General features: G+C 76.8%; 25 protein-coding genes and 1 tRNA gene. 18 read left to right on the top strand and 8 right to left on the bottom strand.

The window, feature by feature from the left end; all coding sequences use genetic code 11:
- The first annotated feature begins 69 nt into the window (after nt 1-69).
- Both ITJ85_RS06405 and ITJ85_RS06410 read left to right on the top strand, forming a co-directional pair.
- Nucleotides 70-1,080: a nitroreductase family protein gene (locus ITJ85_RS06405; protein ID WP_217915527.1), complete on the top strand. Its 1,011-nt coding sequence runs from the start codon at nt 70-72 to the stop codon at nt 1,078-1,080.
- 99 nt (nt 1,081-1,179) lie between these two features.
- Nucleotides 1,180-1,253: transfer RNA gene (locus ITJ85_RS06410), tRNA-Arg, on the top strand.
- 236 nt (nt 1,254-1,489) lie between these two features.
- Here ITJ85_RS06410 and ITJ85_RS06415 read toward each other — a convergent pair.
- Entirely contained in the window at nt 1,490-3,088 is a 1,599-nt protein-coding gene (locus tag ITJ85_RS06415) for a hypothetical protein (protein ID WP_217915528.1), read from the bottom strand.
- A 1,051-nt stretch (nt 3,089-4,139) separates the two neighbouring features.
- Here ITJ85_RS06415 and crcB (ITJ85_RS06420) point away from each other — a divergent pair.
- The 4 genes from crcB (ITJ85_RS06420) to ITJ85_RS06435 all read left to right on the top strand — a co-directional run bounded on the left by crcB (ITJ85_RS06420) (nt 4,140) and on the right by ITJ85_RS06435 (nt 6,406).
- Nucleotides 4,140-4,550: a fluoride efflux transporter CrcB gene (crcB, locus tag ITJ85_RS06420; RefSeq protein WP_217915529.1), complete on the top strand. Its 411-nt coding sequence runs from the start codon at nt 4,140-4,142 to the stop codon at nt 4,548-4,550.
- Nucleotides 4,551-4,555: 5 nt separating this feature from the next.
- On the top strand, nt 4,556-4,915 hold the full coding sequence (gene crcB, locus ITJ85_RS06425; protein WP_217915530.1) for a fluoride efflux transporter CrcB: 360 nt from the start codon (nt 4,556-4,558) through the stop codon (nt 4,913-4,915).
- The gene (locus tag ITJ85_RS06430) at nt 4,912-5,991 is read left to right on the top strand and encodes a DUF190 domain-containing protein (protein ID WP_217915531.1); all 1,080 of its coding nucleotides are present in this window, start codon (nt 4,912-4,914) and stop codon (nt 5,989-5,991) included. The genes crcB (ITJ85_RS06425) and ITJ85_RS06430 overlap by 4 nt, the downstream gene beginning before the upstream one ends.
- A 109-nt stretch (nt 5,992-6,100) precedes the next feature.
- Nucleotides 6,101-6,406 carry a GNAT family N-acetyltransferase gene (locus tag ITJ85_RS06435; protein WP_217915532.1) on the top strand — a complete coding sequence of 102 codons (306 nt, stop codon included), beginning with the start codon at nt 6,101-6,103 and terminating at the stop codon, nt 6,404-6,406.
- Between the two features lie 28 nt (nt 6,407-6,434).
- On the opposite strand, the gene ITJ85_RS06440 is transcribed toward ITJ85_RS06435, so the two are convergent.
- The 3 genes from ITJ85_RS06440 to ITJ85_RS06450 all read right to left on the bottom strand — a co-directional run bounded on the left by ITJ85_RS06440 (nt 6,435) and on the right by ITJ85_RS06450 (nt 9,179).
- The gene (locus ITJ85_RS06440) at nt 6,435-7,136 is read right to left on the bottom strand and encodes a CE1759 family FMN reductase (RefSeq protein ID WP_217915533.1); all 702 of its coding nucleotides are present in this window, start codon (nt 7,134-7,136) and stop codon (nt 6,435-6,437) included.
- A 2-nt stretch (nt 7,137-7,138) separates the two neighbouring features.
- Nucleotides 7,139-8,329, bottom strand: coding sequence for an LLM class flavin-dependent oxidoreductase (locus ITJ85_RS06445; RefSeq protein WP_217915534.1), 1,191 nt, complete (start codon nt 8,327-8,329; stop codon nt 7,139-7,141).
- A 646-nt stretch (nt 8,330-8,975) separates the two neighbouring features.
- On the bottom strand, nt 8,976-9,179 hold the full coding sequence (locus ITJ85_RS06450; RefSeq protein WP_217915535.1) for a hypothetical protein: 204 nt from the start codon (nt 9,177-9,179) through the stop codon (nt 8,976-8,978).
- A 140-nt stretch (nt 9,180-9,319) separates the two neighbouring features.
- On the opposite strand from ITJ85_RS06450, the gene ITJ85_RS06455 reads away from it, so the two are divergent.
- The 9 genes from ITJ85_RS06455 to ITJ85_RS06495 all read left to right on the top strand — a co-directional run bounded on the left by ITJ85_RS06455 (nt 9,320) and on the right by ITJ85_RS06495 (nt 17,707).
- Nucleotides 9,320-10,471 (top strand): geranylgeranyl reductase family protein, encoded by a 1,152-nt coding sequence (locus ITJ85_RS06455; RefSeq protein ID WP_217915536.1) that lies wholly within the window; start codon nt 9,320-9,322, stop codon nt 10,469-10,471.
- 64 nt (nt 10,472-10,535) lie between these two features.
- Nucleotides 10,536-11,225 carry a response regulator transcription factor gene (locus tag ITJ85_RS06460; protein WP_217915537.1) on the top strand — a complete coding sequence of 230 codons (690 nt, stop codon included), beginning with the start codon at nt 10,536-10,538 and terminating at the stop codon, nt 11,223-11,225.
- Between the two features lie 62 nt (nt 11,226-11,287).
- Nucleotides 11,288-13,186: a universal stress protein gene (locus ITJ85_RS06465; RefSeq protein WP_217915538.1), complete on the top strand. Its 1,899-nt coding sequence runs from the start codon at nt 11,288-11,290 to the stop codon at nt 13,184-13,186.
- Complete coding sequence (locus tag ITJ85_RS06470; protein WP_217915539.1) at nt 13,183-13,368, top strand: hypothetical protein; 186 nt, start codon at nt 13,183-13,185, stop codon at nt 13,366-13,368. Before ITJ85_RS06465 ends, ITJ85_RS06470 begins: the two co-directional genes overlap by 4 nt.
- Nucleotides 13,353-15,278, top strand: coding sequence for a universal stress protein (locus ITJ85_RS06475; protein ID WP_217915540.1), 1,926 nt, complete (start codon nt 13,353-13,355; stop codon nt 15,276-15,278). The genes ITJ85_RS06470 and ITJ85_RS06475 overlap by 16 nt, the downstream gene beginning before the upstream one ends.
- A gap of 7 nt (nt 15,279-15,285) precedes the next feature.
- Nucleotides 15,286-15,699 carry a potassium channel family protein gene (locus ITJ85_RS06480; protein WP_217915541.1) on the top strand — a complete coding sequence of 138 codons (414 nt, stop codon included), beginning with the start codon at nt 15,286-15,288 and terminating at the stop codon, nt 15,697-15,699.
- Complete coding sequence (locus ITJ85_RS06485; RefSeq protein WP_217915542.1) at nt 15,699-16,361, top strand: potassium channel family protein; 663 nt, start codon at nt 15,699-15,701, stop codon at nt 16,359-16,361. The genes ITJ85_RS06480 and ITJ85_RS06485 overlap by 1 nt, the downstream gene beginning before the upstream one ends.
- Nucleotides 16,362-16,405: 44 nt before the next feature.
- Nucleotides 16,406-16,678 carry a hypothetical protein gene (locus tag ITJ85_RS06490; protein ID WP_217915543.1) on the top strand — a complete coding sequence of 91 codons (273 nt, stop codon included), beginning with the start codon at nt 16,406-16,408 and terminating at the stop codon, nt 16,676-16,678.
- Nucleotides 16,679-16,738: 60 nt separating this feature from the next.
- The gene (locus tag ITJ85_RS06495; protein ID WP_217915544.1) at nt 16,739-17,707 is read left to right on the top strand and encodes a biotin--[acetyl-CoA-carboxylase] ligase; all 969 of its coding nucleotides are present in this window, start codon (nt 16,739-16,741) and stop codon (nt 17,705-17,707) included.
- Here ITJ85_RS06495 and ITJ85_RS06500 read toward each other — a convergent pair.
- Complete coding sequence (locus ITJ85_RS06500) at nt 17,704-18,030, bottom strand: ArsR/SmtB family transcription factor (protein WP_217915545.1); 327 nt, start codon at nt 18,028-18,030, stop codon at nt 17,704-17,706. The genes ITJ85_RS06495 and ITJ85_RS06500 overlap by 4 nt on opposite strands.
- Nucleotides 18,027-18,329 (bottom strand): SRPBCC family protein, encoded by a 303-nt coding sequence (locus tag ITJ85_RS06505; RefSeq protein ID WP_217915546.1) that lies wholly within the window; start codon nt 18,327-18,329, stop codon nt 18,027-18,029. The genes ITJ85_RS06500 and ITJ85_RS06505 overlap by 4 nt, the downstream gene beginning before the upstream one ends.
- Before the next feature lie 71 nt (nt 18,330-18,400).
- Here ITJ85_RS06505 and ITJ85_RS06510 point away from each other — a divergent pair, with 71 nt between their 5' ends.
- Together ITJ85_RS06510 and ITJ85_RS06515 are read left to right on the top strand one after the other, a co-directional pair.
- Nucleotides 18,401-18,988 (top strand): ATP-dependent Clp protease proteolytic subunit, encoded by a 588-nt coding sequence (locus tag ITJ85_RS06510; protein ID WP_217915547.1) that lies wholly within the window; start codon nt 18,401-18,403, stop codon nt 18,986-18,988.
- An 18-nt stretch (nt 18,989-19,006) separates the two neighbouring features.
- On the top strand, nt 19,007-20,551 hold the full coding sequence (locus ITJ85_RS06515) for a SpoIID/LytB domain-containing protein (protein WP_217915548.1): 1,545 nt from the start codon (nt 19,007-19,009) through the stop codon (nt 20,549-20,551).
- Between the two features lie 25 nt (nt 20,552-20,576).
- Here ITJ85_RS06515 and ITJ85_RS06520 read toward each other — a convergent pair whose 3' ends face one another.
- A complete protein-coding gene (locus ITJ85_RS06520) occupies nt 20,577-20,717 on the bottom strand; it encodes a hypothetical protein (protein ID WP_217915549.1) in 141 nt (46 codons plus the stop codon).
- Between the two features lie 113 nt (nt 20,718-20,830).
- Between ITJ85_RS06520 and ITJ85_RS06525 the strand changes: the two genes are divergently transcribed.
- Nucleotides 20,831-22,006: an acyl-CoA dehydrogenase family protein gene (locus tag ITJ85_RS06525; RefSeq protein ID WP_217915550.1), complete on the top strand. Its 1,176-nt coding sequence runs from the start codon at nt 20,831-20,833 to the stop codon at nt 22,004-22,006.
- A gap of 3 nt (nt 22,007-22,009) precedes the next feature.
- Here ITJ85_RS06525 and ITJ85_RS06530 read toward each other — a convergent pair whose 3' ends face one another.
- Complete coding sequence (locus ITJ85_RS06530) at nt 22,010-23,332, bottom strand: hypothetical protein (RefSeq protein ID WP_217915551.1); 1,323 nt, start codon at nt 23,330-23,332, stop codon at nt 22,010-22,012.
- Nucleotides 23,333-23,470: the final 138 nt, after the last annotated feature.

Raw genomic sequence — 23,470 nt, forward strand, 5'->3', positions numbered from 1 at the left:
CCGTGGCCGGGTCCGTGTGCAGCCCGCCACGTCGTGCACGAGCCAAGACCGAAACCCCAGGGGGGCCAGATGTCCGTAAGCGCAGCCGATATCCCCGACAAGAGCTTTCTCCAGACCGTCGGGGACCGTCGGAGCATCCGGTACTACGACCCGGAGCGGAAGGTCGAGGACTGGAAGATCCAGACGATGCTCCAGGCCGGGCGGATGGCCTCCTGCCAGGGGAACATCAACGCGACCGAGGCGATCGTCGTCGAGAAGGAGACCTGTGATCTCTGGGACGAGATCGAGGAGTGCGTCTCCGGCTTCAACGTCCAGATCATCAACCAGAGCTCGCACCTGATCTTCTGGCTGACGAACCTGAACGCGTGGTACGGCCGCGCCAACGACGGCCTCTCGACGCTCGCCCTCTCCGGCGCGCTCACCAAGTACCACGGCTGGAACTACGAGTTCACGATGACGCAGACCGTGCCGCGTCTGATGAGCTTCCCGACCGAGCGCACCGAGAACCTGCTCCGCTTCGAGAGCGGCCTCGCCGTGTGCCAGGCGATGCTCACCGGCGTCTCGCTCGACGTCGGCAGCATCCTCATCGCCTTCGGCCGCAAGCCGGGCGGCATCGAGAAGGCCTTCGGCCTCCCGCCGCACTACAAGTTCACCTGGGGCCACGCGGTGGGCTACCCGCTCGAGGACGCGAAGGGCGGCGGCCAGCGCCCCCGCCTCAAGTTCGAGAAGCTGTTCCACAAGGACGCCCACGGCACCCCGTACATGCCGGACCCCCAGCTCATGGAGGCCCTGAAGGAGAAGGGCATGATCCAGGAGCAGGCGCCGACCTCGGGCCGCATGGACGAGATCGAGCAGCTCGCCTCCCGCTTCTCGCGTGAGCCGGGCGTCGTCTCGTGGCCGGAGAAGGAGGTCCGCCGCCTGATGAACGACGACGACTGGGACTTCGGCCCGAACATCAAGAAGCGCGCCGAGGAGGTCCTCGCGCAGGGCAACCTGCCGGACTACCCCGAGGAGATGCGCGAGACGTTCACCAAGCTCATGGAGGAGCACGGGATCGACGCGAGCAAGTACCTGAGCTAGCCCGACCCGGCTCGGACGCGTCACCCGCGGCCCCCGTCCTCGCACCGAGGGCGGGGGCCGCGCCCGTTCCGGGCCGGCGCGCTAGCGTGCGGCCCGCGAGCGCCCGTAGCTCAGCTGGATAGAGCGACGGCCTTCTAAGCCGTGGGTCGCAGGTTCGAATCCTGCCGGGCGCGCCTCGGAGAGCGTCGCGAACGCGGGGCGTTTCCGTGCCCGCTGCGGCGTCGCGATCCCGTATGTGAAGGCGTCCGACGACGTTGCGTGGAGCTCTCGCGGCGTCTGGGCCGTTGCTGGAGACGTTGCGGGGGTGGGTGCTGGCGCCGGGCCGAGTGGGCCGACGACGGCGCTCCCGGGCGGGAACCGGCGGTCATCGTCCGGCCGCCCGACGCCGGCTCTGGTGCCGCGGATCCCCTCACCGGCGCCGCGGCATGACGCCGTTCGCACCGAGCGCGAACACCAGCAGGCCGGCGAGCACGGCGGCGCCGACGCCGTACCGCAGGCCGTCGTCTGACTGTCCGACGTGGAGCACCCGGTCCCATGCGACGTGCAGCCGGCCACCGGGCAGTCCGGCCACGGGGGCGTCAGGGTCGCCGACATGGAGCTCGAGCGCCCGGTCGCCCTCGCCGTCGCCGTGCGCGCTCAACTGGATCGGGACCCGGCTCGCCACGAGGCGACCGCCGGTGCGGACCTCCCCGAGGGCGAACACGGCCACGTCCGCCTGCATCTCGGGCAGGTCACCGGAGCCGATCCCCGTGCGGCCGTGCTGCCAGACGTCGAGCCCCACCCCGCGCCAGGTCGTGTGCCGACCGCGTGGCTCGTTCACGAGCGCGGTGCTCGCGCGCACCTCGAACGCCTGGCCGGCCGGGTGCTCGATCGTGGCCTCCAGGAGGACGTCGTCGTGAGGCGGCTGCGGTGTCGTCCTGCGCCGGGAGTCCTCGACGCGCGCGCTGAGCGAGCTCTCGCTCGACGCCATCGGGCCACCGTCTCGCGGCGGGACCTCGATGGAGGCGGGCCCGGCGGCCTCGAGCGAGGCTGATCCGCTGGCGTCCGAGGCGGCCGGCAAGGCGATGAGCAGAGGAACGACGAGGACCAGCGGCAGCCCGGCGGCGGCCCGGAGGCCGGCGCGCGCACGTGGTCCACCGGCGGTGCTCGGTTGGCGCGCGCCGCGGAACAGGCGGGTCGCGGCGGTGAGCACCAGCGCCATGGCGGCCACGTAGACGGGCACGCTGATGAGCCACAGCTCGCGATAGCTGAGCCATTCCACCGTCGATGACGGCGGTGCCTCGTCGAGCAGGCGAAGCGGCGTATCGGGCAGCCCTGTCGGTCCGAGGTAATCGCCATAGGCAGCCCAGGCCAGCGCCAGGACGACGGCGCCCGAGAGCGCCCCCACCAGGTCGCGTCCCGCAAGGCTCCACCACATGAGGATGATCGGGACCGTGATGGCGAACCGCATCACGAACCAGGTGACGCCCGGGAAGTCGCCGAGCGCGAGTGCCGCCCCGCCTCCGGCGAGCACCAGGACGGCGATCGCCGTGATGAGCGCCGCGAGCGCGTCGCGCGCCGGGGGGCCGGTGTCCGCCGCGACAGGGCGTCGCCGCCGGAGCCACAGGGCGGTCAGGTAGCCCAGGTAGTACACGCTGAAATGGATCGGCAGGCCGGTGAGCCAGGTGTGCTCGAAGTCGAGCCAATGCGGTGAGGCGGGAAGGCCGATGGGGGCGAAGGACCAGTAATAGACGGTGAGGACGAGCGTCTGCGCGGCCGCGAGGATCGCCCCCCGGCCGGCTCCCAGACCGAGCCAGGCGGTGCCAAGGCCGAAGACGGTCGCGATCAGGAGCGTGTCCGTGATCCAGTAGCTCCAGTAGGGATCGTTCTCCCAGGCGAGTCCATGGCCGAGGGCCGCATCGATGAACATCGCGAACACGGCCGCCGGGATGGCGAACTTCGCGACCTCCCGAAGCGTCCAGGAGCGCGGCGTCTCCTCGCTGCCCGCTTCCGTCATCTCGTTCTCCATCCCTCGGCGTGGCATCGTGGCTACATACGGCGATCCAACAGCGGTGCGGCCGGCCGGTCGATGTTCGTTTACCTTCCATTGACGGAAATGCGCCGCATGTTGACGAGCTGTTTGCAGCCCACCGTCGGATCGAGGGCCGACGCGATGCGCGTCGGCGTGCTCGAGGGGGCCGCTCCTCGGGCCGCCGCCACGGTCCGCTCGGCTCGGAGGGGCGCCGCCGGACATGGTCGGCGCGGGCTCCGAGGTCGGGCCCGGGAGGATGCTGCCGCACACCCACGCCGCTCTTCGGGGCCCTCGACCGGCGGCCCCGTACACCCGCGCGGGCTGTCGAGGTGTTCCGGATGGCGGGGGTCGGCTCGCGGCGTGGTCGGATGCTCGGCCTTCGCTGGCGGACCTGGACTTCGCGGTGCGCACGGTCGCGGTCGCCCGCGCCGTCGAGCGGGGGCGCGGGCGCGGCGGCGCCCCGCCGCGGCGGAGCGTCACGGCGCCGACGAGCGGCAGGCCCCGCCGGGTGGCCCCCTCGCGGAGGCTCGGGACGCGCGTGGCGGGCTGGTACGCCGGGAGCGTCATCGCGAGCGGGTCCTCAGGGACCGGCGACGTCCGGCTCGGCCGCGATGGCGGCCGATGGACGGGACCACGTGCGCGGAAGCGCGAACCCGGTGACGGCGCTCGCCGGCGAGTTCCAGGCACCGGCCGCTCGCCGGTCCGTCGCGCCCAGGGCAGCGGCGGTCAGGACGCTGTGGGCCTGGCTCCATGCACGGTCGAGGGGGGCGACGAGGACCCCCTCGACGAGCCCACGACCCTGCTCGCGGCACGGATGAGCTGATGCCCTCTCGCCTCGGCGCGCGCGGGGTGGGGGCTCGCCTGGCCGACGACGACCGACGGCGCGTGGCCGTCAGGTCTCGCGCGGCGAGGTCCGTGGCGAGGCTTCGGGCGACCGCGCTCCGAAGCGCCGATCTCCGGGTGCTTCACTTCGCGCTGGACCATCCGGGCGCGCCTGCAGCGGCCGCATCGCGCGTGGGGCACGGGCCCGGCCGCTAGCGTCCGACCCATGGGCAGCGGCCGGCTCTCGCGTCACGCCGTCAGCGCCTCGGTCGTGGCGGGCGGCGCCGCCGGCGCGCTCCTGCGGTTCGGCCTCGACCAGGCGCTGCCGGTCCGGCCGGGCGGCTGGCCGTGGGCGACCTTCACCGCCAACCTGGTGGGCGCCGCGCTGCTCGGCTACGTGGCGACGCGCCTCCTGGAGCGGCTGCCGCCGAGCCCCCGCATGCGGCCGCTGCTCGGCACCGGGCTGTGCGGCGCGCTGACGACGTTCTCCTCGCTGCAGGTCGAGGCGATCGGGCTCGCCCGCGACGGCCACCCGGGGCTCGCGGCGACCTACGTCGGCACGTCGATCGGGGGCGGCCTGCTGTGCGTGGTCCTGGCCGGCGCGCTCGTGCGCCGCGCGCGGCTGGGGGCGGCCTGACCACGGTGCTGCAGGCCCTCGGCGTCGCGGGCCTCGGCGGCCTGGCCGCACTCGCACGCTTCCTGCTCGACGGCGCGGTGTCGCGGCGGCTCGGCGGCGACCTGCCGTGGGGCACGCTCGCGGTCAACGCGGTCGGCGCGTTCCTGGCGGGCCTGCTGGCGGGGGCCGCGCCCGGCGAGACCTGGCGGGTGCTGGTCGCCGTGGCGGCGCTCGGCTCGTTCAGCACCTTCTCGACCTGGATGCTCGAGACCCAGCGCCTGGCCGAGGAGGGCCGGCCGGTGCTGGCGGCGGCCAACCTCGTGCTGCCGCTGGCCGCCGGCATCGCCCTGGCGGGGGCGGGCTGGGCGATCGGCGCCCGGCTGTGAGCGCCGAAGGCCTCAAGCTGGTGGTGCACTTCGGCGAGAGCGACCGGGCGGGCGGGCGCCTGCTCGCCGACGCCCTGATGGACCTGTGCGGGCGCCACGGGGTGCTCGCGTCGGTGCTGATGCGCGGGGTCGAGGGGTTCGGCGTCAAGCACCGGCTGCGCACCGACCGGCTGCTGACCCTCTCCGACGACCTGCCGCTCGTCGCGGTGGCGGTGGACGTCGCGGAGCGGATCGAGCGGCTGGTCCCCGAGGTCGCCGCGATCGTGGGGCACGGGCTGGTCACCCTCGAGCGCGTCGTCGTGGCGGACCCGCGGCAGGGCGGCGACCTCGGCGCGCCCGGCGACGCGGACGTCAAGCTCGTCGTCTACTGCGGGCGGTCGGAGCGGCGCGACGGCCGCACGGCGCTCCGCGCCGCGCTCGCGACGCTGCGCGAGGCGGGGGTGCCCGGCGCCACGGCCCTCGCGGGGCTCGACGGCACCATCGCCCGCGAGCGCCACCGGGCGCGCTTCCTCGCCCGCAACGCGCGGGTGCCGGCGATGGTGCTGAGCGTCGGCCCCCCGGAGCGCTACGCCGAGCTGCTGCCCCGCCTGGGCGACGCGCTGCCCGGGCCCCACGTCGTGACCGTGGAGCGCGTGCGCGTGGTGCGGCACGACGGGCGGGTCACCGGCGAGCCGCCCGCCGTGCCGGCGCGCGACGCGCGGGGACTGGCCATGTGGCAGCGGGTCTCGGTGCTCGCCGGCGAGTGGGAGCGCTGGGACGGCGCGCCCCTGCACGCCCAGCTCGTCCGCCGGCTGCGCGAGGCCGGGGCCGCCGGCGCCACCGTGCTGCGGGGCGTGGCGGGGCACTCCGCCGGGCGTCCCGCCCACGGCGACCGGCTGCTCGCCGTGCGGCGGCGCACGCCGGTGCTCGTGACCTTCATCGACACGGTGCCGGAGATCGCGCGGCTCTGGCCGCTCGTGGCGCGGGCGACGGCGACGACCGGCCTCGTCACGTGCGAGGTCGTGCCCGCCGCGCGCGCGGCGGGGCCCGCCGGGGTCAGCGGGGGGCTCGCGCTGGCGGATCCGCGCGGCGGCTGAAGCGCGGGCGCGGGCGCGCGCCGGGCGGGCCGATCCGCCTGCCGGGCGTCGCGGCCATCATGTACCAGCGAGGATGGGCCTGACGCGTCGACGATCGGGGGACCTGGGCATGTCTGCACCGGAGATCACGGACGACCGGGAGCGCTCCCGGCTCGAGCTGCGCGTGGACGGCGAGCTCGCCGGCTGGCTCGACTACCGCCCCACCGGCCAGGTGGTCATCATCGCCCACACGGAGGTGCTCCCGGGGCACGAGGGCGCGGGGCTCGGCGGGCTGCTCGTGCGGCGCGCCCTCGACGACGCCCGGGCCGCCGGGGCGGGCGCCGTCGCGACGTGCCCGTTCGCCGCCGCCTACATCGACCGGCACCCGGAGCTCGGGGAGTACCTCGCGCCGTGGGCGCGCCGCTCCGGCCGCTGACCCGCCCGCCGGCCCGCCGCCCGCCCCGTCAGGACGCCCCGGCCTCCCGGGGCGGCAGCCGGCCGCCGGCGGCGAGGCGCATGAGGGGGGAGTCGAAGTCGACGTCGGCCGCCGTGCGCTCGGCGCGGGCCGCGTCGCCCGCGAAGCGGTGGTCGTGGCCCGACCAGGTGCGGTCCGCCACGGCCCGCGCGACCCCGGCGCCGACGACGACCGCCAGCTCGGCCGCCGCCCGCTGGATGCGCCTGCCGAGCTCGGCCGAGCCCCAGTCCTCGGGCGCGGCGTAGACCGAGGTCGGCAGCGTGAGCGCCCGCATGTAGGCGAACAGCGGCCGCATGTGGTCGTCGACCACGAGCGAGTGGCGCGGGGAGCCGCCCGTCGCGGCCAGCAGCACGGGCGTGGCGATGAGGAGGTCCTCGTCGAGCACGTCGACGAACGACTTGAGCAGCCCGCTGACGCCGGCCTTGTAGACGGGCGTCGCCACGATGAGCCCGTCGGCGGCCGCCAGCCGGTCGATGGCCTCCTGCACCGCCTGGCCGGGGAAGCCGGCGACGAGGGCGCGGGCCGTGTCGGCCGCCAGCGGCCCCAGCTCGACGACGCTCACGGTCGCCGGGGTCCCCGCCTCGGCGAGCAGGTCGAGGCCCGCCTGGGCGATGCGGTCGGCGAGCGCGCGCGTGGAGGACGGGGTGCCCGTGCCGGCGCTGACGACGACGAGGCGCGTGGGCCCGGCCATGCTCAGCGCACCAGCGGGCGGTCGGCGAGGACGCCCGGGTCGGTGTCCAGGTAGGGCGACGTGCCGGTGAGGTTGTCGCCGCGGTTCGGGTTGGGGCGCGCCTGACGGGGCTCCGCGTCGCCGTAGGTCGCGCGCACGAGGCTCGCGTGCGTCGGCGCGTCCGGCACGCCGGGGGCCCGGCGGGCGGCCATCTCCCTGCGCAGCACCGGCACCACCTCGGTGCCGAGCAGCTCGACCTGCTCGAGCGCCATCTCCACGGGCAGGCCGGCGTGGTCGACGATCCACAGCTGGCGCTGGTAGTCGCCGAAGCCCTCCTGGAAGCCGAGCGTCTTCTCGATCACCTCCTGCGGGCTGCCCACCGAGAGCGGGGTCGCACGCATGAACTCCTCCAGGTCGTAGCTCGCCCCGTAGAGCGGCGAGCCCTCGAAGTAGGGGCGGAAGGTGCGGACGGCGTCCTGCGAGCGCCGGGCGATGAACGCCTGGCCGCCGAGCCCCACGATCGCCTGCTCGGGCGTGCCGTGGCCGTGGTGGGCGAAGCGCTGCCGGTAGAACTCCACGAGCGGCTTGAAGTGCAGGTTGGGCGCGAGGATGTTGTTGGCGAAGTAGCCGTTGCCGTAGTAGGCGGCCTGCTCGGCGATCTCCGGGGTGCGGATGGCGCCGTGCCACACGAAGGGCGGCACGCCGTCGAGTGGCCGGGGGATCGAGGTGAATCCCTGCAGCGGCGTCCGAAAGGCGCCCTCCCAGTCCACCACGTCCTCGCGCCACAGCCGGTGGAGCAGGTTGTAGTGCTCCAGCGCCAGCTCGACGCCCCGGCGGATGTCCTGGCCGAACCACGGGTAGACCGGCACGGTGTTGCCGCGGCCCAGCATCAGGTCGACGCGGCCCTTCGCCAGGTGCTGGAGCATCGCGTAGTCCTCGGCGACCTTCACCGGGTCGTTCGTGGTGATGAGGGTCACCGCGGTGGAGAGGACGATCCGCTCCGTGACGGCGGCGATGTGCGCGAGCAGCGTGGTCGGCGACGACGAGAAGAACGGCGGGTTGTGGTGCTCGCCGATCGCGAACACGTCGAGCCCCACCTCGTCGGCGCGCTTCGCGATCCGCACGATCGCGTCGATGCGCTCGGCCTCGCTCGGCGTCCTGCCGGTGACCGCGTCCTTCGTGATGTCGCTGACCGAGAAGATCCCGAACTGCATCGCCCACCGCCCTCGTCTGTTGCTTGCGCAATCAAGTATAGCGGGCCCCGTCCGCCGTGTGACCGCCGCCGCCGCCCGTCGCAATTCGCCGGGTGGACGCTCCCGCGCCGGATCCTGGACCCCGGGTCCTCCGGCCCGACGATGCGCGGTCGCGCCGTGGGGGGTGCGGCCGCCGCGATCGCGCTGGCCCTCGTGATGCTCGCGGCCGCCTGGCTCGGCGCCACCGCGGAAGGGGGGGCGCAGGCGGCGGTCGCATCCGGCCCCGTGACCGCGCGCCCGGTCCACGAGCCGGCCGTCGCCGGGCCGCCCGTGGTGCTCGAGATCACCCGCGCGAAGGTGATCTCCCGCGTCGACGCCCTCGCGTCGCCGTCCGGCGATCCGGGCCCGGGCGCGGGCGCGTTCGCCGCCCGACCGCAACTCGTCCGGGACCTCGACTGCGACAACGTGTCCGCGCGGGGACGCTCGGTGGCTCGGAGCCGCACCGCTTCCACGGCCACGGCGACGGGATCGCCCGCGAGCCCTGACGGGGCGCTCGCGACGCACGCGTCATCCGCGTGCGCGGGCGGGGGGCGCTGCCGCCGCGGATCGAGCCCGGTCGCGCGCGAGCCGACGGGCGGCGCCGGCGCCCCCCGCGGGCGCCGGCGCCCTACCCCCACCAGACGACGGTGCCGACCTCGGCCACGTCGCTGAGGGGAACGACCGCCACGAGGCCGCCGAAGTCGACGACGCAGCTGGTGAGGCCGACCCGCATCACGGTCCCCGTGTCGCCCTCCTGCAGCGAGAGGATGCTGTCGGGCGCCATGCGCCGTCGGCGCAGCAACTCGACGAGATCTCCGGGCTCGAGCGACATGGGGCTTCCTTTCCGGGACGTGCTCTCATGTTTCCCACCCGCCGGCGTCTCAGTCCATGCGATTCCGCCGGAAGCTGCACCCGGACGCGCCGCGGGGGCGCTACGGTTGGCCGCGTGGGCGACCTCGACACGGTGAGCCGGTGAGCGGGCGCGTCGACGTCGTGGTCGTGGGGGCCGGGCCGGCCGGGTCGTCGGCGGCGCTGCGCCTGGCGCGCGCCGGCGCGCGCGTGGTGGTGCTGGACCGCCAGCGCTTCCCCCGCGACAAGCCCTGCGGCGGCGGGCTGACCATCCGCGCCACCCGGGTGCTGCCGGTCGACGTCTCGCCGGTGGTGGAGGACGCGATCGACCGGCTCGACCTGCGGCTGCGCTTCGACCGGGTCACGCGCCACGCCTTCGAGCGGCCGATCGCGCTCATGACCCAGCGCAGGCGGCTCGACGCCTACCTCCTCGAGCGCGCGGGGGGCGCGGGGGCCGACGTGCGCGACGGCGTGCGGGTGCGCGACGTGGAGCTGGGGCCCGCCGGGGCGGTGGTGGCGCTCGACGGCGGCGAGCGGCTGACCGCGTCGGTCGTGCTCGGGGCCGACGGCGCCAACGGGATCAGCGCGCGCGCCCTCGGGCTCGGCGCCGACCGCCTGCACGGGGTGGCGCTGGAGGGCAACGCGCCGATGACGCCCGAGCGGGAGGCGCTGCACCGCTCGCGCGTCACGCTCGAGATGGCGACCGTGCCCGGCGGGTACGGCTGGGTCTTCCCGAAGGCGGACCACGTCAACGTGGGCGTCGGCGGCTGGGCGTCGGAGGGGCCGCGGCTGCGCGAGCACCTGGCGCGGCTCTGCGCCGCGCACGGCGTCGACCCGTCGGAGCTCACCGCCGTGCGGGGGCACCGGCTGCCGCTGCGCCGGCGCTGGGGCGGCATCGCCCGCGGGCGGGCCGCGGTGGTGGGCGACGCGGCCGGGCTCATCGACCCGCTGTCGGGCGACGGGATGTTCGAGGCCTTCATCTCGTCGGAGATCGCCGCCGCCTGCGCGCTCGACGTGCTCGCCGGGCGGGCGGCCGACATGGCGCCCTACGCCGGCCGCCTGCGCCGCACCATGGCCGGCCACGCGGCGACCGCCTGGGCGGCGCGCGCGGCGCTCGAGCGGGCGCCCGGGATCACGTGGCGCGTGATGCGCGCCGACGTTTCGCGCCGCTTCCTCGCCGGCCGGCTGTCGAGCCGCCCGCACGAGCACGGGCTGCTCCTGGCGGGGGGGCTCGAGCGGGCCGCCCGCCGCGTGCTGGGGGCCGGCGCGACCTGACGGTCGTCCCCCGCGCCGTCACGGCGCGGTTGGCCGCCCGGCCGGCGGGTACCTCTGCCCGGCGATGGCGAGGCGCGTGATGGTGGTGGACGATCGGGCGGGAGCGCGGCGGTCGCTGCGCCGCCTGCTGCAGCGGTCGGGGTTCCGCGTCGACGAGGCGTGCGGTCCCCGCGCCGTGGCGCTGGGCCTGGCGGTCGCGCCCCCGGACGCGGTGGTGCTCGACGCCGGCACGCGGGGCGCCGGCGGCCGCTCGGCGCTCGAGCGCATCCGCGAGCTGGGGGACGTGCCCGTGCTGGTGGTGGCCTCGCGGCCCGAGCTGCTCGGCCGCGTGGCCGGCCCCGGCGACGCCGACGACCACCTCGCGCGCCCGTTCCGCCCGGCGGAGCTGCTGGACCGGCTCGAGGCGATCATCCAGCGGCCGTCGGAGGGGCTGCTGCCGGGCGGCCGCTACGCCGACGGCTGGCTGGAGCTCGACCTGCGCGCCGGCCGGGCGCTCGCCGGCGGGCGACCCGCGCCGGTCGGCCGGGCCGGCCTGCGGCTGCTGGCCGCGCTGGCCGCGCGCGCGGGCGACCCCGTCCCGGCCGGCCTGCTGGCCGCCGCGGCCTGGCCGTGGGCGCCCCGCGGCCCCGCGGCGCGCCTGCGCATCCAGCTCGCCTGCCTGCGGGCCGCGCTCGGGCCGGGGCCGGGGGGCGGGTCGCCGATCGCCACGCTCGCCGGCGACCGCTACCGGTACACGCCGCCCAACGCCACCTGAACGCCGCCCGGCGGGGCGCCGCCCGCTGGTCCGCGGGGCCCGTGCGGCCCTAGAGTTGCGCGGTGCCGCGGCGCCGCCGTCAGGAGCAGGGGCTGGAGCGCGTGCTCGGGGCGCCGGCGCTGTTCGCGACGGCCTACGGCAACGTGGGCTCGTCGATCTACTACGCGCTCGGCGTCACCGCCGCCTTCGCGCTGGGCCTCACGCCGCTCGTCTTCGTGCTGGCCGGCCTCATCTTCGCCGCCACGGCCGCCACCTACGCCGAGGGCACCGTCCGCTTCCCCGAGGCCGGCGGATCGGCCAGCTTCGCCCGCCACGCCTTCGACGAGGTCGTCTCGTTCGGGGCGGGCTGGGCGCAGATGCTCAACTACGTCATCACGGTCGCCATCTCGGCGTTCTTCGTGCCCCACTACCTGTCGATCTTCTGGGAGCCCCTCAGGGAGAACCCGTGGGACGTGGCGGTGGGCGCGGTCGTGGTGGCCGTGCTCGTCGCGGTCAACATCGTGGGCGTCAAGGAGGCCGCGAAGCTCAACGTGCTGCTCGCGGTGGTCGACTTCGCCACCCAGGCGCTGCTCGTGCTGCTGGGCTTCGTGCTGATCTTCTCGCCGGGGATCCTGCTGGACAACGTCACGTGGGGGGTGGCCCCCACCTGGCAGAGCTTCCTGCTCGCGATCCCCGTGGCGATGATCGCCTACACGGGCATCGAGACGATCTCGAACCTCTCCGAGGAGGCCCGCGACCCGGCCCGCGACATCCCCCAGGCGATCCGCCTGGTGGCGGTGGCGGTCTACGCGATCTACTTCACCCTGCCGGCGATCGCCCTCTCGGCGATGCCGGTCAGCCTCGGCCCCGAGGGCCACACCACCGCCCTCGGCCTGCCGCCGGAGGAAGGCGGCTACGCGAACGACCCCGTGCTCGGGCTGGTGGACAACCTCGGCGTCGAGGGCGGCCTGCTGCGGGCCCTCGAGCTCTACGTGGGCCTGCTGGCGGCGACGATCCTGCTCATCGCCGCCAACGCGGGGGTGATCGGCGCCTCGCGCATCACGTACTCGATGGCCGGCTACCGGCAGCTCCCCGGGCCGTTCCGGCGCCTGCACCGGCGCTTCACCACGCCGTGGCTCGCCCTCGTCCTGTTCGCGGGCGTGGCACCCGTCCTCGCGCTGCTGCCGGGCCAGACGGACTTCCTCGGGACGATGTACTCGTTCGGCGCGATGCTCTCGTTCACGATCGCGCACGCCTCGATCGTGGCCCTGCGCGTGCGCCGGCGCGGCGAGGAGCTGGTCTACCGGTCGCGCCCCAACCTGCGCGTCGGCGGCGTCGACCTGCCGCTCTTCGCCGTGCTGGGCGGCCTGGCGACCGGCGCCGCCTGGCTCGTGGTCGTCGTGCAGGAGCCGCTCACCCGCTGGGCCGGGCTGCTCTGGCTCGCCGCAGGGTTCGCGCTCTACGCCGTCTACCGCCTGCGCGTCGCGCGCCTGCCGCTGCGCGAGACCCACCGCGCCCCGGCGCTCGTGCTCGGCGAGGCGCTCGAGGTGCAGTACCGCTCCATCGTGGTGCCGGTCGTGCGGTCGGCGGCGTCCGAGGAGGCGCTCGTGACCGCGGCCCGCCTGGCCGCCGAGCGGCGCTCGCGGGTGGCCGTGCTGCACGTGATCGAGGTGCCGATGGAGCTGCCGCTCGCGGCGCGCATGCCCGAGCGCGAGCGCGAGGCCAACGAGCTGCTCGACGACGCGCGGGCCCTCGTCGAGAGCCACGGCGTGCGCGCGGTCACGCGTCTCGAGCGCGCCCGCAGCGCCGGCGAGGCGATCGTGGCCGACGCGGCGGCCCGCGAGGCGCAGCTCGTGGTGATGGGCACCTCGCGCCGGCCGGCGGGGCGCCGGGCCCCGGCCTTCGGCCGCACCGTGCGCCACGTCGTGCGCCATGCCCCGTGCCGGGTGATCGTCGCGAGTCGCGCGGCGGTGGCCGCGTGACCGGGGCGCCGGGCCGGCTGGCGGCGGTCCTGGCCGTCGCCCTCGTCGTGCTCGGCGCGGTGGTGGTCGCGCGCACCGTCGCCCTCGGCGTGGGCGGCGGGCTGGGCCTGCTGCTCGGCGGGCTGATGGTCGCCGCGGGCGCCATGCGGCTCTGGATGCTGCGGTCGTGGCGCCGCGGCTGACCGCGCCCGAGCGCCGCCTGCGGGCGCGCTCGCTGGCGCTCGTGGCCTACGGCGAGATCGGCTCCTCGCTGATCTTCGCGCTCGGCATCGTGGCCATCTACGCCGTGGGCGCCACGCCCTGGGTGCTGCTCGCCGTGGGCGCGCTGGTGCTCGTCGTGACGCTCTCGTACGCCGAGGGCTCCACCGCCATGCCGGAGCCGGGCGGCGCGGCGACCTTCGTGCGACGGGCGTTCAGCGACCCCGCCGGGTTCGTGACCGGCTGGATGCTCTTCCTCGACTACCTGGTGGTGATCGCGCTCACCGCCCTGTTCGTGCCGGGCTACCTGGGCACCGCGCTCGGCTGGGACGCGATCGTGGGCGGCCCCTGGGACGCGGTCGTGGGGATCGGGGTGATCGCGGCCCTCGCGGTGGCCCGCGTCTCGCGCCGGGTGCGGCTCTACGCGATCGCCGTCGTGGTGTCCGGCGTCGCCATCGTGGTGCAGGTGGTCATCGCCGTGCTCGGGTTCGCGGTGCTGTTCACCCCCGACGCGCTCGGCCAGGGCATGGATCTCGGCGGCAGCCCTTCCTGGCGGTCGATCGCCCTCGCCACGACGCTGGCGACGCTGGCCTACACGGGCCTCGAGACGATCGTGAACTTCGCGGCGGAGGTGCGCGAGCCCGGCCGCACGATGCCCCGCAGCCTGTTCGTCGGCATCGGCGCGGTGGTGGTGCTGAACGTGGCCGTGGCCGTCGTCGGGGTCGTCGCGTACCCCACCCGGCCCGACGCCGACGCCCCCGACGGCGTCGCCACCGACCTCGGCGGCGCCTGGCTCGAGGCGCCGCTCGTCGGGGTGGCGCGCGCGATCGGCGACGAGCTGGCCGTCGGGGGCGACGCGCTGGTGTGGGTCGTCGGCGTCGCGAACGCGCTGATCCTCGTCACGGTGATGGCCACGGCGATGGCGGGCGGCGAGCGCCTCGCCTACTCGATGGCGCGCTACGGGATGCTGCCGCACGCCTTCGCCCGGCCCGAGCGCGGCGCCTCGCCCCGGCCCGCGGCGACGCTGGCCGCGGCCGTCATCGCGCCGGCGCTCATCGTGCTCGCCGACGCCTCGGGCGACGGGGCGCGGTTCCTGGCCGGCGTCTACAGCTTCGGCGTGCTCATCGCGATGACGGCGGCGCAGGCCGCCGTGGTGCGGCTGCGCGTGACCGAGCCGGGCCTGGAGCGGCCGTTCCGGGTGCCGGGCGGGGTGCGGGTGGGCGGGGCGGCGATCCCGGTGCCGGCCGTCGCGGGCGCCGTCCTCACCTTCGCCCTGTGGATCGGCTCGCTGTTCACCCACGGCGGCGCGGCCGTCGCCGGGCCGCTGTGGTTGGTCGCCGGTGCGGCGCTCTACGCGGCGTCCCGGCGCCGCGCCGGGCGGGCGCTGCTCGGCCGCGCGACCCCGGCGGTGCCCGACCTGGTGCCGGAGGAGCCGCGCGCCGGCGGCGTGCGCACCGTGCTGGTGCCGCTGAAGCTCGACGGCGTGGGGGAGGAGGTGCTCGCCACGGCCATCCGCCTGGCGGAGGAGGCCGGCGCGCGTGTGCGGGTGCTCCACGTGCTGCAGGTGCCGCTGGCCCGGCCGCTCGACGCGCCGCTGGAGCCCGGCGAGGAGGAGCGCGCCCGCGTCGAGGTGGCGGACGCGCGCGAGATCGCCGCCGAGCACGGCATCGAGGTGGACGCCCGCGTCGTGCGCGCGCGGTCGCTGTCGGCGGCCATCCTCGAGGAGGCCGCGGCGACCGGGGCGGACCTCGTGGTGCTGGGCTCCTCGGGCCGGTGGCGCCGCCAGTCGCGCCTGGTGAGCCCGACCGTCGAGGAGGTGCTGCGCCGCGCGCCGTGCGAGGTGATGGTCGTCACCCATCCCGGGGACGTCACGGGCGGCGGCGACGCGCAATGATGCGCTCATGAGGGCCATCGTCATCGGGTGCGGCCGGGTCGGATCGGCGCTCGCGCGCACGCTGGCCGGCGAGGGCTGGCAGGTCACGGTGGTCGAGCAGGACGAGGACGCGCTGTCGCGCCTCGGCGAGGACTGGCGCGCGCCGGTGGTCATCGGCCACGGGATGGACGCGGAGCTGCTCGAGGAGGCCGGCGTCGGCGACGCGCAGGTGCTGATCGCGGCCACCGACGGCGACAACACCAACCTGGTGATCGCGCAGGTGGCGGTGCGCCGCTTCGGCGTCCGGCACGTGGCGGCGCGCATCCAGGACCCCGCCCGAGCCGAGGCCTTCGCCGGGCGGGGGTTCGAGATCATCTCGCCGGTCAGGATGGCCGTCGACGGGCTCGCGCGCTGGGCCCTCGCGGCGAAGGAGGCGGCCTGATGTTCGCGATCGTGGTGGGCGGCGGGAAGATCGGCGCCAACGTGACCCGCTCCCTGGCGGACCAGGGCCGCGAGGTGGTGGTGGTCGAGCAGCGGCCCGAGCGGGCCGCCGCGCTCGCGGAGGAGTTCGGCCACCGGGTCATCCAGGGCGACGGCACCGAGCTCTACGTGCTGGAGCGGGCCGGGATCACCCGCCCGCCCGAGATCGTGGCCGCCGTCACCGGCGACGACGAGGACAACATCGTCATCGCCCAGCTGGCGCGGGAGCGCTACGGCGTGCAGAAGGTGATCGGCCGGGTCAACGACCCGCGCAACCAGGAGCACTTCGACCTGCTGGGGGTGTCGCCGACGGTGTGCTCGACGGCGCGCATCCTCGCCCTGGTCGAGCACGAGGTGCCGCAGCACGACCTCGTGCACCTGCTCGAGCTGCGCAACGAGAACCTCGCGATCGTGGAGGTGGAGGTGGGGCCGTCGTGCCCCTGCGTCGGCGCGGCGATCGACCGGCTGGGGCTGCCGGACGGCAGCCGCCTGATCTCCGTGGTGCGCGACGGCACCGCCCAGATCGCCACCGACGGCACGGTGCTCCAGGCGGGCGACCAGGTGCTCGCGATCCTCGAGCCGGCGCGGGAGGGCGAGGTGCGGCGCATCCTCCTCGGCAGATGAGCGGCGGCGGATTGGCGCCGGGCCCGGGCGGGTATCGGCGCGGCATGACGCCGCCGCCGCCGCCGGCCGACCGCGTGCTCCTGGTGCTGTCGCACTCGCCGGTGCGGCGCCTGCTACGCGACTGGCTCGGCGACGCCGGCGTGGACGTGCGCGAGGCGCCCGCCTGGGAGGTCGAGCGCGTCGTGTCCGCCGGCGAGGCCGACCTGCTCGTCACGAGCGCCGAGCTCGAGGGGGAGTGGGGCTGGTCGGAGGACCCCCGCATCGAGGTGCTGGTGCTGGCGGTCGACGCGGGCGACCGGGCGGCGGGCCGCCAGTAGGGCGGCGCGGCCCCTGTAGGGTCGCGTGGTGATCGCGGCGGGGTCCACCGGGGCGGCGCGGTGAGCGCGGACGAGGCGGCGGCGCGGCGCGAAGCGGTGCTGGCCGCGCTCGTGGGCGCCGGGCCGGCGGGCGTGTCGGGCGAGGCGCTCGCCGAGCGGATGGGCTGCTCGCGGGCCGCCGTCCACCGCCACGTGGAGGCGCTGCGCGCCGCCGGGACCGCGGTCGAGGCCGGCCGCGGCGGGTACCGGCTGGCGGCCGGCGCCGACCCGGTCGTGCCGTCGCTGGTCGAGCCCCGGCTCGTCCCGCCGCTGGCCGGGCCGGTGCGGTGGGCGGCGGAGACCGGCTCCACCAACGACGACCTGACCGCCCTGGCGCGCGCCGGCGCGGCGGAGGGCACCGTGGTGGGCGCGGACAGCCAGCGCGCCGGCCGCGGGCGCCGGGGGCGCAGCTGGCTCGCCGGCCCGGGCGACGCGCTGCTGGTCTCCGTGCTGCTGCGGCCGCCCGTCGCCCCCGTCGACGCCGGGCTGCTGCCGGTCGTGGTCGCGGTCGCGGTGGCCGAGGCGCTCGGGCCCGACGCGCGCATCGTGTGGCCCAACGACGTGCTGGTCGGCGGCCGCAAGGTCGCCGGCATCCTCTGCGAGTCGTCGGCCGACCAGGAGCGGGTGGCCTGGGCGGTCGCGGGCGTCGGGGTCAACGTACGCGCGGCGCCCGCCCTCGACGACGCGCGCTGGACGCCCGGCGCGCTCGCCGACGCCGGCCCCCCGCCCGCCCGCGCCGACCTGCTGGTGGCGCTGCTGGCGGCCCTGGGGCGGCGCTACCGCGAGTGGATCGACGCCGGTCCTGCGCCGCTCCTGCGCGCCTGCGCCGCGCGCGACGCGCTGGCCGGCGCCGTGGTCACGGTGAGCCTGCCCGGCGAGGAGGTCGCCGGCACCTGCGCGGGCACCGACGACCTCGGCCGGCTGCGCCTGCTCACCGCCGCCGGCGAGCGGCTGCTGGGCTCAGGCGAGGTGGTGCGGCTGCACCGCTAGCGGCCGCCGCCCTCGACCGCGCCCTTGAGGCGGGCGAGGCGGGCGTCCCAGGCCGAGGCGGTCGCGCGCATCCAGCCGAGCGCCGGATCGAGGGCGCCGGGGCGCAGCCGGTAGCGCACCTCGCGGCCGGGCCCGGCGAGCCGGTCGACCAGCCCGGCGTCGTGGAGCGTCGCGAGGTGCTTGGCCACCGCCTGACGGGTGATCGGCAGCTCGCCCGCCAGCCGCGGCACGCTCGTGACGCCCTCGCGCAGCAGCGCGTCGATCATCCGCCGGCGCGTGGGGTCGGCCAGGGCGGCGAGCACGGGACCGAGCGGGTCCGTCACGCCGCGACGAGCGCGCAGGCCGCCGCGAGCCGCGCGAGCGGCACGGCCGGCGCCTCCTCGGCGACCACGACCCGGGCGCCGCCGGGCGCGGGGACGACGAGGAACTCGACGCGCGTCGCCTCGCCGTCGCCCTCCCACCACCACCACACGAGCCGCGACGGCGCGTCGGCCGACTCGACGAGGATCCGCCGCCCCGCGTCGTCGTCGCCGAGCCAGCGCTCGCGGCCCTCGTCCGTGGCGATCGTCTCCCAGACCTCCTCGGGGCTGGCCTCGATCTCGACCTCGCGCCGCACCGGCATCGCTCCCCCTATGACAACCGACGTGTTGCTATCGTCGCGTGACAACCGCTGAGTTGTCGAAAGGATAGCCGATGCAGCTCGTGCCCACCGTCGTCGAGCAGAGCCCCCGGGGCGAGCGCGCGTACGACATCTGCTCCCGCCTGCTCGGCCAGCGGATCGTGTTCCTCGGCTCGGCGGTCGATGAAGCCGTCGCCAACGGGATCGTGGCCCAGCTGCTGCACCTGGAGAGCGAGGACCCCGACGCCGACGTCTCGCTCTACGTCAACTCGCCCGGCGGCGTCGTCTCCGCGGGGCTGGCGATCTACGACACGATGCAGTTCATCCGCCCCGACGTGCGGACCATCTGCTTCGGCGTGGCGATGAGCATGGGCGCCGTGCTGCTGGCGGCGGGCGCGCCGGGCAAGCGCATGGCGCTGCCGAACGCCCGCATCCTCACCCACCAGCCGAGCGGCGGCTTCCAGGGCCAGGCCGCCGACATCGAGATCCACGCCCGCGAGACGCTCGCCGTCCGTCGCCGCCTGGACGAGATCGTGGCCCGCCACACCGGGCAGCCGCTCGAGCGGGTGGAGCGCGACATGGACCGCGACCGCTTCCTGACCGCCGGTCAGGCGCGCGACTACGGGATCGTGGACCGGGTGATCTCGGCGCGCGAGCCGTGAGCCGCTACGGTGCCCGCCGTGCCCGTCCGCCCCCGCCGCATCGTGCCCCTCGCGCTCGCCTGCGCCCTCGCCGCCGCGGCGCCCGCCGCGGCCGAGGTGACGTTCACCTTCCAGGGGCGCGGGTTCGGCCACGGCGTGGGGATGAGCCAGTACGGCGCGCGCGGCGCGGCCCTCGCCGGCTGGGACGCCGAGCGGATCCTCGCCCACTACTACCGGGGCGCGGTCGTGGCGCCCACCGGCACGACCACCCTGCGGGTGCGGGTCGCCGAGAACGTGGCGGCCATCGCGCTGCGCTCCGACACCGCGATGTCGGTCGCCTTCGCGGGCGCGCCGGCGATCGCCGTGCCGGCCGGCGGCTACGGCGTGCGCCGGGCGGGCGCGGGGATCGCGCTGCACGACGCCGCCGGGCGCGAGGTCGCCCGGGGCGCCGGGCCGGTGACGGCGACCGCCTCGGGGGGCGGTGTGATCGCCATCGACGGGCGCCGCTACCGGGGCGCGTTCGCTGCCCACGTGGTCGGCGCGCGCCTCGACGGCGTCAACGTGGTCGACCTCGAGGACTACCTGGCCGGCGTGCTGCCGCGCGAGGTCCCCGCCTCGTGGGGGGATGATGCGCCGGCCGCGCTCGACGCGCAGGCGATCGCGGCGCGCTCCTACGCGCTCGCGTCACGGCGCGCGGGCGGCCACTACGACCTGCACGCCGACGTGCGCAGCCAGGTCTACGGCGGCCGCGACGGCGAGGACGCCCGCACGACCGCGGCGGTGCGGCGCACCGCGGGGCGGGTGCTCCTCTACGGCGGCCGCGTCATCGCGGCGTACTTCTCGTCGTCGTCGGGCGGCCGCACCGAGGCCAACGAGCACGTCTGGCCCGGCGAGCCGCTGCCGTACCTGCGGGCCGTCGACGACCCCTGGGACGCCGGCTCGCCCTACCATCGCGCCTGGCCCGACCCCGTGACGGTCGGCGCCGCCGAGCTCGGCCGGCGCTTCGCCGTCGGCGCGCCCGTCGAGGCGGTGCGGGTGCTCGAGCGGGGCGTCTCGCCGCGCGTGGTGCGCATCCGCCTCGACGGCGCGGGCGGGCGGTCGGTCGAGACCACCGGCGCGGCCGTGCGCGCGGAGCTGGGGCTGCGCAGCACGTGGTTCTGGGTCACCCGGCGGGGCGAGCCCGCCGCGCCCCGGCGCTCGGGCGGCCGGGTGAGCCTGACGGCGGCCCAACTGCGCATCAACCAGCGCATCTCGCAGGCGGCCGTGCGGCGCGTCAACGAGGTGACCGCCCACCTCGAGGGCCGCCCCGCGCCCGCGCGGGCCGCGGGCGCCGGGCGCGGGCGGGTGCGGCTGAGCGCCGGTCAGCTGCGCATCAACCAGCGCATCTCGCAGGCGGCCGTACGGCGCGTCAACGCGGCCCGGGCGCGCGTGGACGGGCGGCCGGCCCCGGCGCCCGGGCGGGCGGGCGCGCCGGGGCGCATCCGCCTCTCCGCGGCCCAGCTGCTGGTCAACCAGCGCATCTCCCAGGCCGCGGTGCGGCGCGTCAACGCGCTCCGCCGCGAGCTGGGGCTCGACCGGGGCTGATCCCCGGCGCGGCCGCGCCCGCGCGCTAGTGGTGGTGCGGCGCCCGGCAGCCCGCGTGGTGGCAGTGGCACTCCTGCGCGTCGGGGTTGGCGGCGCACCAGTCCGAGCAGTAGTCGCTGCTCTCGGCGGCCTCGCAGGTGCAGACGGTGTGCTGACAGGTGGCCATCGGCCCTCCTCTCGCGGTGGGCGGCCATCGTCGCCGTCCCGGGTCGACCGCGCAACATGTCAGGCTCGTCCGCGACCCGGTCGCGTCGGCCGGCGTGGACCCAGGGGGTGGGCATGGCGCTGGAGGGCGGCGGGGCGAGCGACCTCTACCTGACCGAGCTGCGGCTCTCGGACGAGGAGCGCGCGGTGCGCGACCGGGTGCGCCGCTTCTGCGACGAGGAGGTCCGCCCGGTCATCAACGGCTACTGGGAGCGGGCCGAGTTCCCGTTCCCGCTCGTCCCGAAGCTGGCCGCGCTCGGCGTCTGCGGCGGCACGTTCACGGGGCACGGCCTGCCGGGGCTCTCGCCCCTGGCGGCGGGCCTGGTCTCGATGGAGCTCGCGCGCGGGGACGGCAGCGTCAGCACCTTCCACGGCGTGCACTCCGGCCTCGCGATGACCGCGATCGCGCTGCTCGGCTCGGAGGAGCAGAAGGCGCGGTGGCTCGGGCCGATGGCGCGCCTCGAGCTGGTGGGCGCCTTCGCGCTCACCGAGCCCGACCACGGCTCCGACGCGGTCACGCTCGAGACGCGGGCGCGCCGGCTCGGCGCCGGCCACGTGATCGACGGGGAGAAGCGCTGGATCGGCAACGCGATGTTCGCCGACCTCATGGTGGTGTGGGCGCGCGACGCGCGAGGCGACGTGGGCGCGTACGTGGTCGAGAAGGGCACCCCGGGCGTCGAGACCCGGCGCATCACCGGCAAGATCGCCAAGCGGGCCTCCTGGCAGGCCGACGTCCTGCTGCGCGACGTGCGCGTGCCCGAGGAGCACCGGCTCGCGGGGGCGCGCTCCTTCGACGACGCGGCGCGGGTGCTGGCCCACGCGCGGCCGGGCATCGCCTGGGGCGCGCTCGGGCACGCGGTCGCGGCCTACGAGTTCGCGGTGGAGTACACGCTCGGGCGCGAGCAGTTCGGCAAGCCGATCGCCGCCTACGGGCTCACCCAGTTCCGCCTGGCCAAGATGCTCGGCGAGGTGACCGCGATGCGGCTGGTGTGCATGCGCCTGGCCGAGCTGCTCGGCGAGGGGCGCCTGACGCCGCCGATGGCCTCCCTGGCGAAGATGCACAACGCGGCCAAGGCGCGCGCGGTGGTCGCCGAGGCCCGCGACCTGCTCGGCGGCAACGGGATCCTGCTCGACAACGAGGTCGGCCGCCACCTCGGCGACGTCGAGGTCGTGTCCACCGTCGAGGGCACCGACGCGGTGCACGCCCTCATCGTGGGGCGCGAGATCACCGGGATGAGCGCCTTCACGTAGGGCTCAGGGCGCGATCCGGCGGCGGCCCGCGGCGACCGTCCCGACCGGCGCGCCCCCCGGCGCCCGGGCGGTCCAGGCGGCCGTGGCCGCGCCGCCGGTCCCCAGCGCCAGCGCGGGCGCCACGCGGGCGCCCCGGCCGCGGGAGACGGCCTCGGCCGGCTGCGCCCGGCCGCTCGTCAGCAGCACGCGGGCGCGGACCCCGGCGCCCCGCGCGTCCGGCTGCGACCAGGCGACGAGGGCGTCGCCCGAGAACGCGACGCGGGCCGACGGCTCGCCCAGGTTGCGCGGCCCCGTGGCGACCCGCCGCAGATGCCAGCGCCGGCCGGGGACGGTCGCCGGGTCGTTGCGCGTCGCGGCCCACACGCCGAGCGGGCGCCCCTGGCGCCAGGCCACGATCGCGCGGCCGAGGCCGGCCATGTCCACCGAGAGGCGCCCGCGCGGCGCGAGGGCGCCGGCCGGGCCGATCGGCTCCGCCGGCCGCCAGCCGGCGCCGAGCCGCACGTGCGAGGCCGCCATCGGCCGGTCCTCGAGCCAGGCGACCACCGCGTCGCCGAAGTCGCCCACCGCGCCGCGCGGCGCGCGGGCGCCGCCGCCGGCCGACACCCGGACGGGCGCCGTCCACACCAGCGCCGGCTGCAGGCGCAGGGCGGCCCAGACGGCGCCCTCCGGGCCGAGCCAGCTCACGATGGTCGCGCCGCCGCCCCCGACGTCGAGCGACACCTCGCCCGACCCGGCCGGCCCGAGCGTCACGGGCGCCGCGAACGGCCCGCCGCCCGGCGGCCGCGTGGCCGCCCGCACGATCGTCGGCCCTGCCGGGTCGCCGGGCGGCGCCTCCTCCCAGGCGACGACGGTCGCCCCGCCCTCGGCGACGCCGACCTCCACCGCGCCGACCGGCCCCGCCGCCGGCACCTCCACCGCCGGCCGGGCCGGCTCGCCGGGGGGCGGCACGATCGCGACGCGGCCGACGCCGTCGCGCACCCACGCCACGGTCGCCGCCCCGTCGCGCTGCACCGCCACCGCGGGTCCGCCGCCGCCTCCCCGCCCGGGCCGCACGTCCAGGCGCACCGGGGGCCCGAACCCGCCCGACGGGCGCTCCCGCAGGGCCACCTCCACCGCGTCGGCCCCCGACGTGCCGAGCGGCCGCAGCCAGGCGACGGCGGTGTCGCCCGCGCGGCCGGTCGCGACGACCGGGCCGGCGGCCGGCAGGGCGGGGGCCGGCCCCGAGAGCGCGACCGGCGCCAGCCAGGGGGGCGGCGCCGCCGCGGCGCCGGCGACCGCCGAGCCGAAGGCCGCAGCGAGCGCGGCGGCGACGGGGGCCCTACGCACATCGCGAGCCTATCCCGGCCGGATCGCAGGCGGCCAGCGCGACGCGCCGATCGGCGCGCCACGCGTGCGTCGATCGCGCAGCTTCGGGACCGGGGCTCCGCGGATGATTGCCGCCTCCGCCACCGAGGCATCACAGGG

The sequence above is a fragment of the Miltoncostaea marina genome (assembly GCF_018141525.1).
Taxonomy (GTDB): Bacteria; Actinomycetota; Thermoleophilia; order Miltoncostaeales; family Miltoncostaeaceae; genus Miltoncostaea; species Miltoncostaea marina.

What these genes read in the sequence shown, in the direction of transcription:
- ITJ85_RS06525 (WP_217915550.1), top strand. Translation starts at nt 20,831, where the DNA reads ATGGCGCTGGAGGGCGGCGGGGCGAGCGACCTCTACCTGACCGAGCTG.
- crcB (WP_217915529.1), top strand. Translation starts at nt 4,140, where the DNA reads ATGGGCAGCGGCCGGCTCTCGCGTCACGCCGTCAGCGCCTCGGTCGTG.
- ITJ85_RS06435 (WP_217915532.1), top strand. Translation starts at nt 6,101, where the DNA reads ATGTCTGCACCGGAGATCACGGACGACCGGGAGCGCTCCCGGCTCGAG.
- ITJ85_RS06440 (WP_217915533.1), bottom strand. Translation starts at nt 7,136, where the DNA reads ATGGCCGGGCCCACGCGCCTCGTCGTCGTCAGCGCCGGCACGGGCACC.
- ITJ85_RS06415 (WP_217915528.1), bottom strand. Translation starts at nt 3,088, where the DNA reads ATGGAGAACGAGATGACGGAAGCGGGCAGCGAGGAGACGCCGCGCTCC.
- ITJ85_RS06505 (WP_217915546.1), bottom strand. Translation starts at nt 18,329, where the DNA reads ATGCCGGTGCGGCGCGAGGTCGAGATCGAGGCCAGCCCCGAGGAGGTC.
- ITJ85_RS06445 (WP_217915534.1), bottom strand. Translation starts at nt 8,329, where the DNA reads ATGCAGTTCGGGATCTTCTCGGTCAGCGACATCACGAAGGACGCGGTC.
- ITJ85_RS06405 (WP_217915527.1), top strand. Translation starts at nt 70, where the DNA reads ATGTCCGTAAGCGCAGCCGATATCCCCGACAAGAGCTTTCTCCAGACC.
- ITJ85_RS06450 (WP_217915535.1), bottom strand. Translation starts at nt 9,179, where the DNA reads ATGTCGCTCGAGCCCGGAGATCTCGTCGAGTTGCTGCGCCGACGGCGC.
- ITJ85_RS06490 (WP_217915543.1), top strand. Translation starts at nt 16,406, where the DNA reads ATGACGCCGCCGCCGCCGCCGGCCGACCGCGTGCTCCTGGTGCTGTCG.
- ITJ85_RS06520 (WP_217915549.1), bottom strand. Translation starts at nt 20,717, where the DNA reads ATGGCCACCTGTCAGCACACCGTCTGCACCTGCGAGGCCGCCGAGAGC.
- ITJ85_RS06460 (WP_217915537.1), top strand. Translation starts at nt 10,536, where the DNA reads ATGGCGAGGCGCGTGATGGTGGTGGACGATCGGGCGGGAGCGCGGCGG.
- ITJ85_RS06480 (WP_217915541.1), top strand. Translation starts at nt 15,286, where the DNA reads ATGAGGGCCATCGTCATCGGGTGCGGCCGGGTCGGATCGGCGCTCGCG.
- ITJ85_RS06485 (WP_217915542.1), top strand. Translation starts at nt 15,699, where the DNA reads ATGTTCGCGATCGTGGTGGGCGGCGGGAAGATCGGCGCCAACGTGACC.
- ITJ85_RS06510 (WP_217915547.1), top strand. Translation starts at nt 18,401, where the DNA reads ATGCAGCTCGTGCCCACCGTCGTCGAGCAGAGCCCCCGGGGCGAGCGC.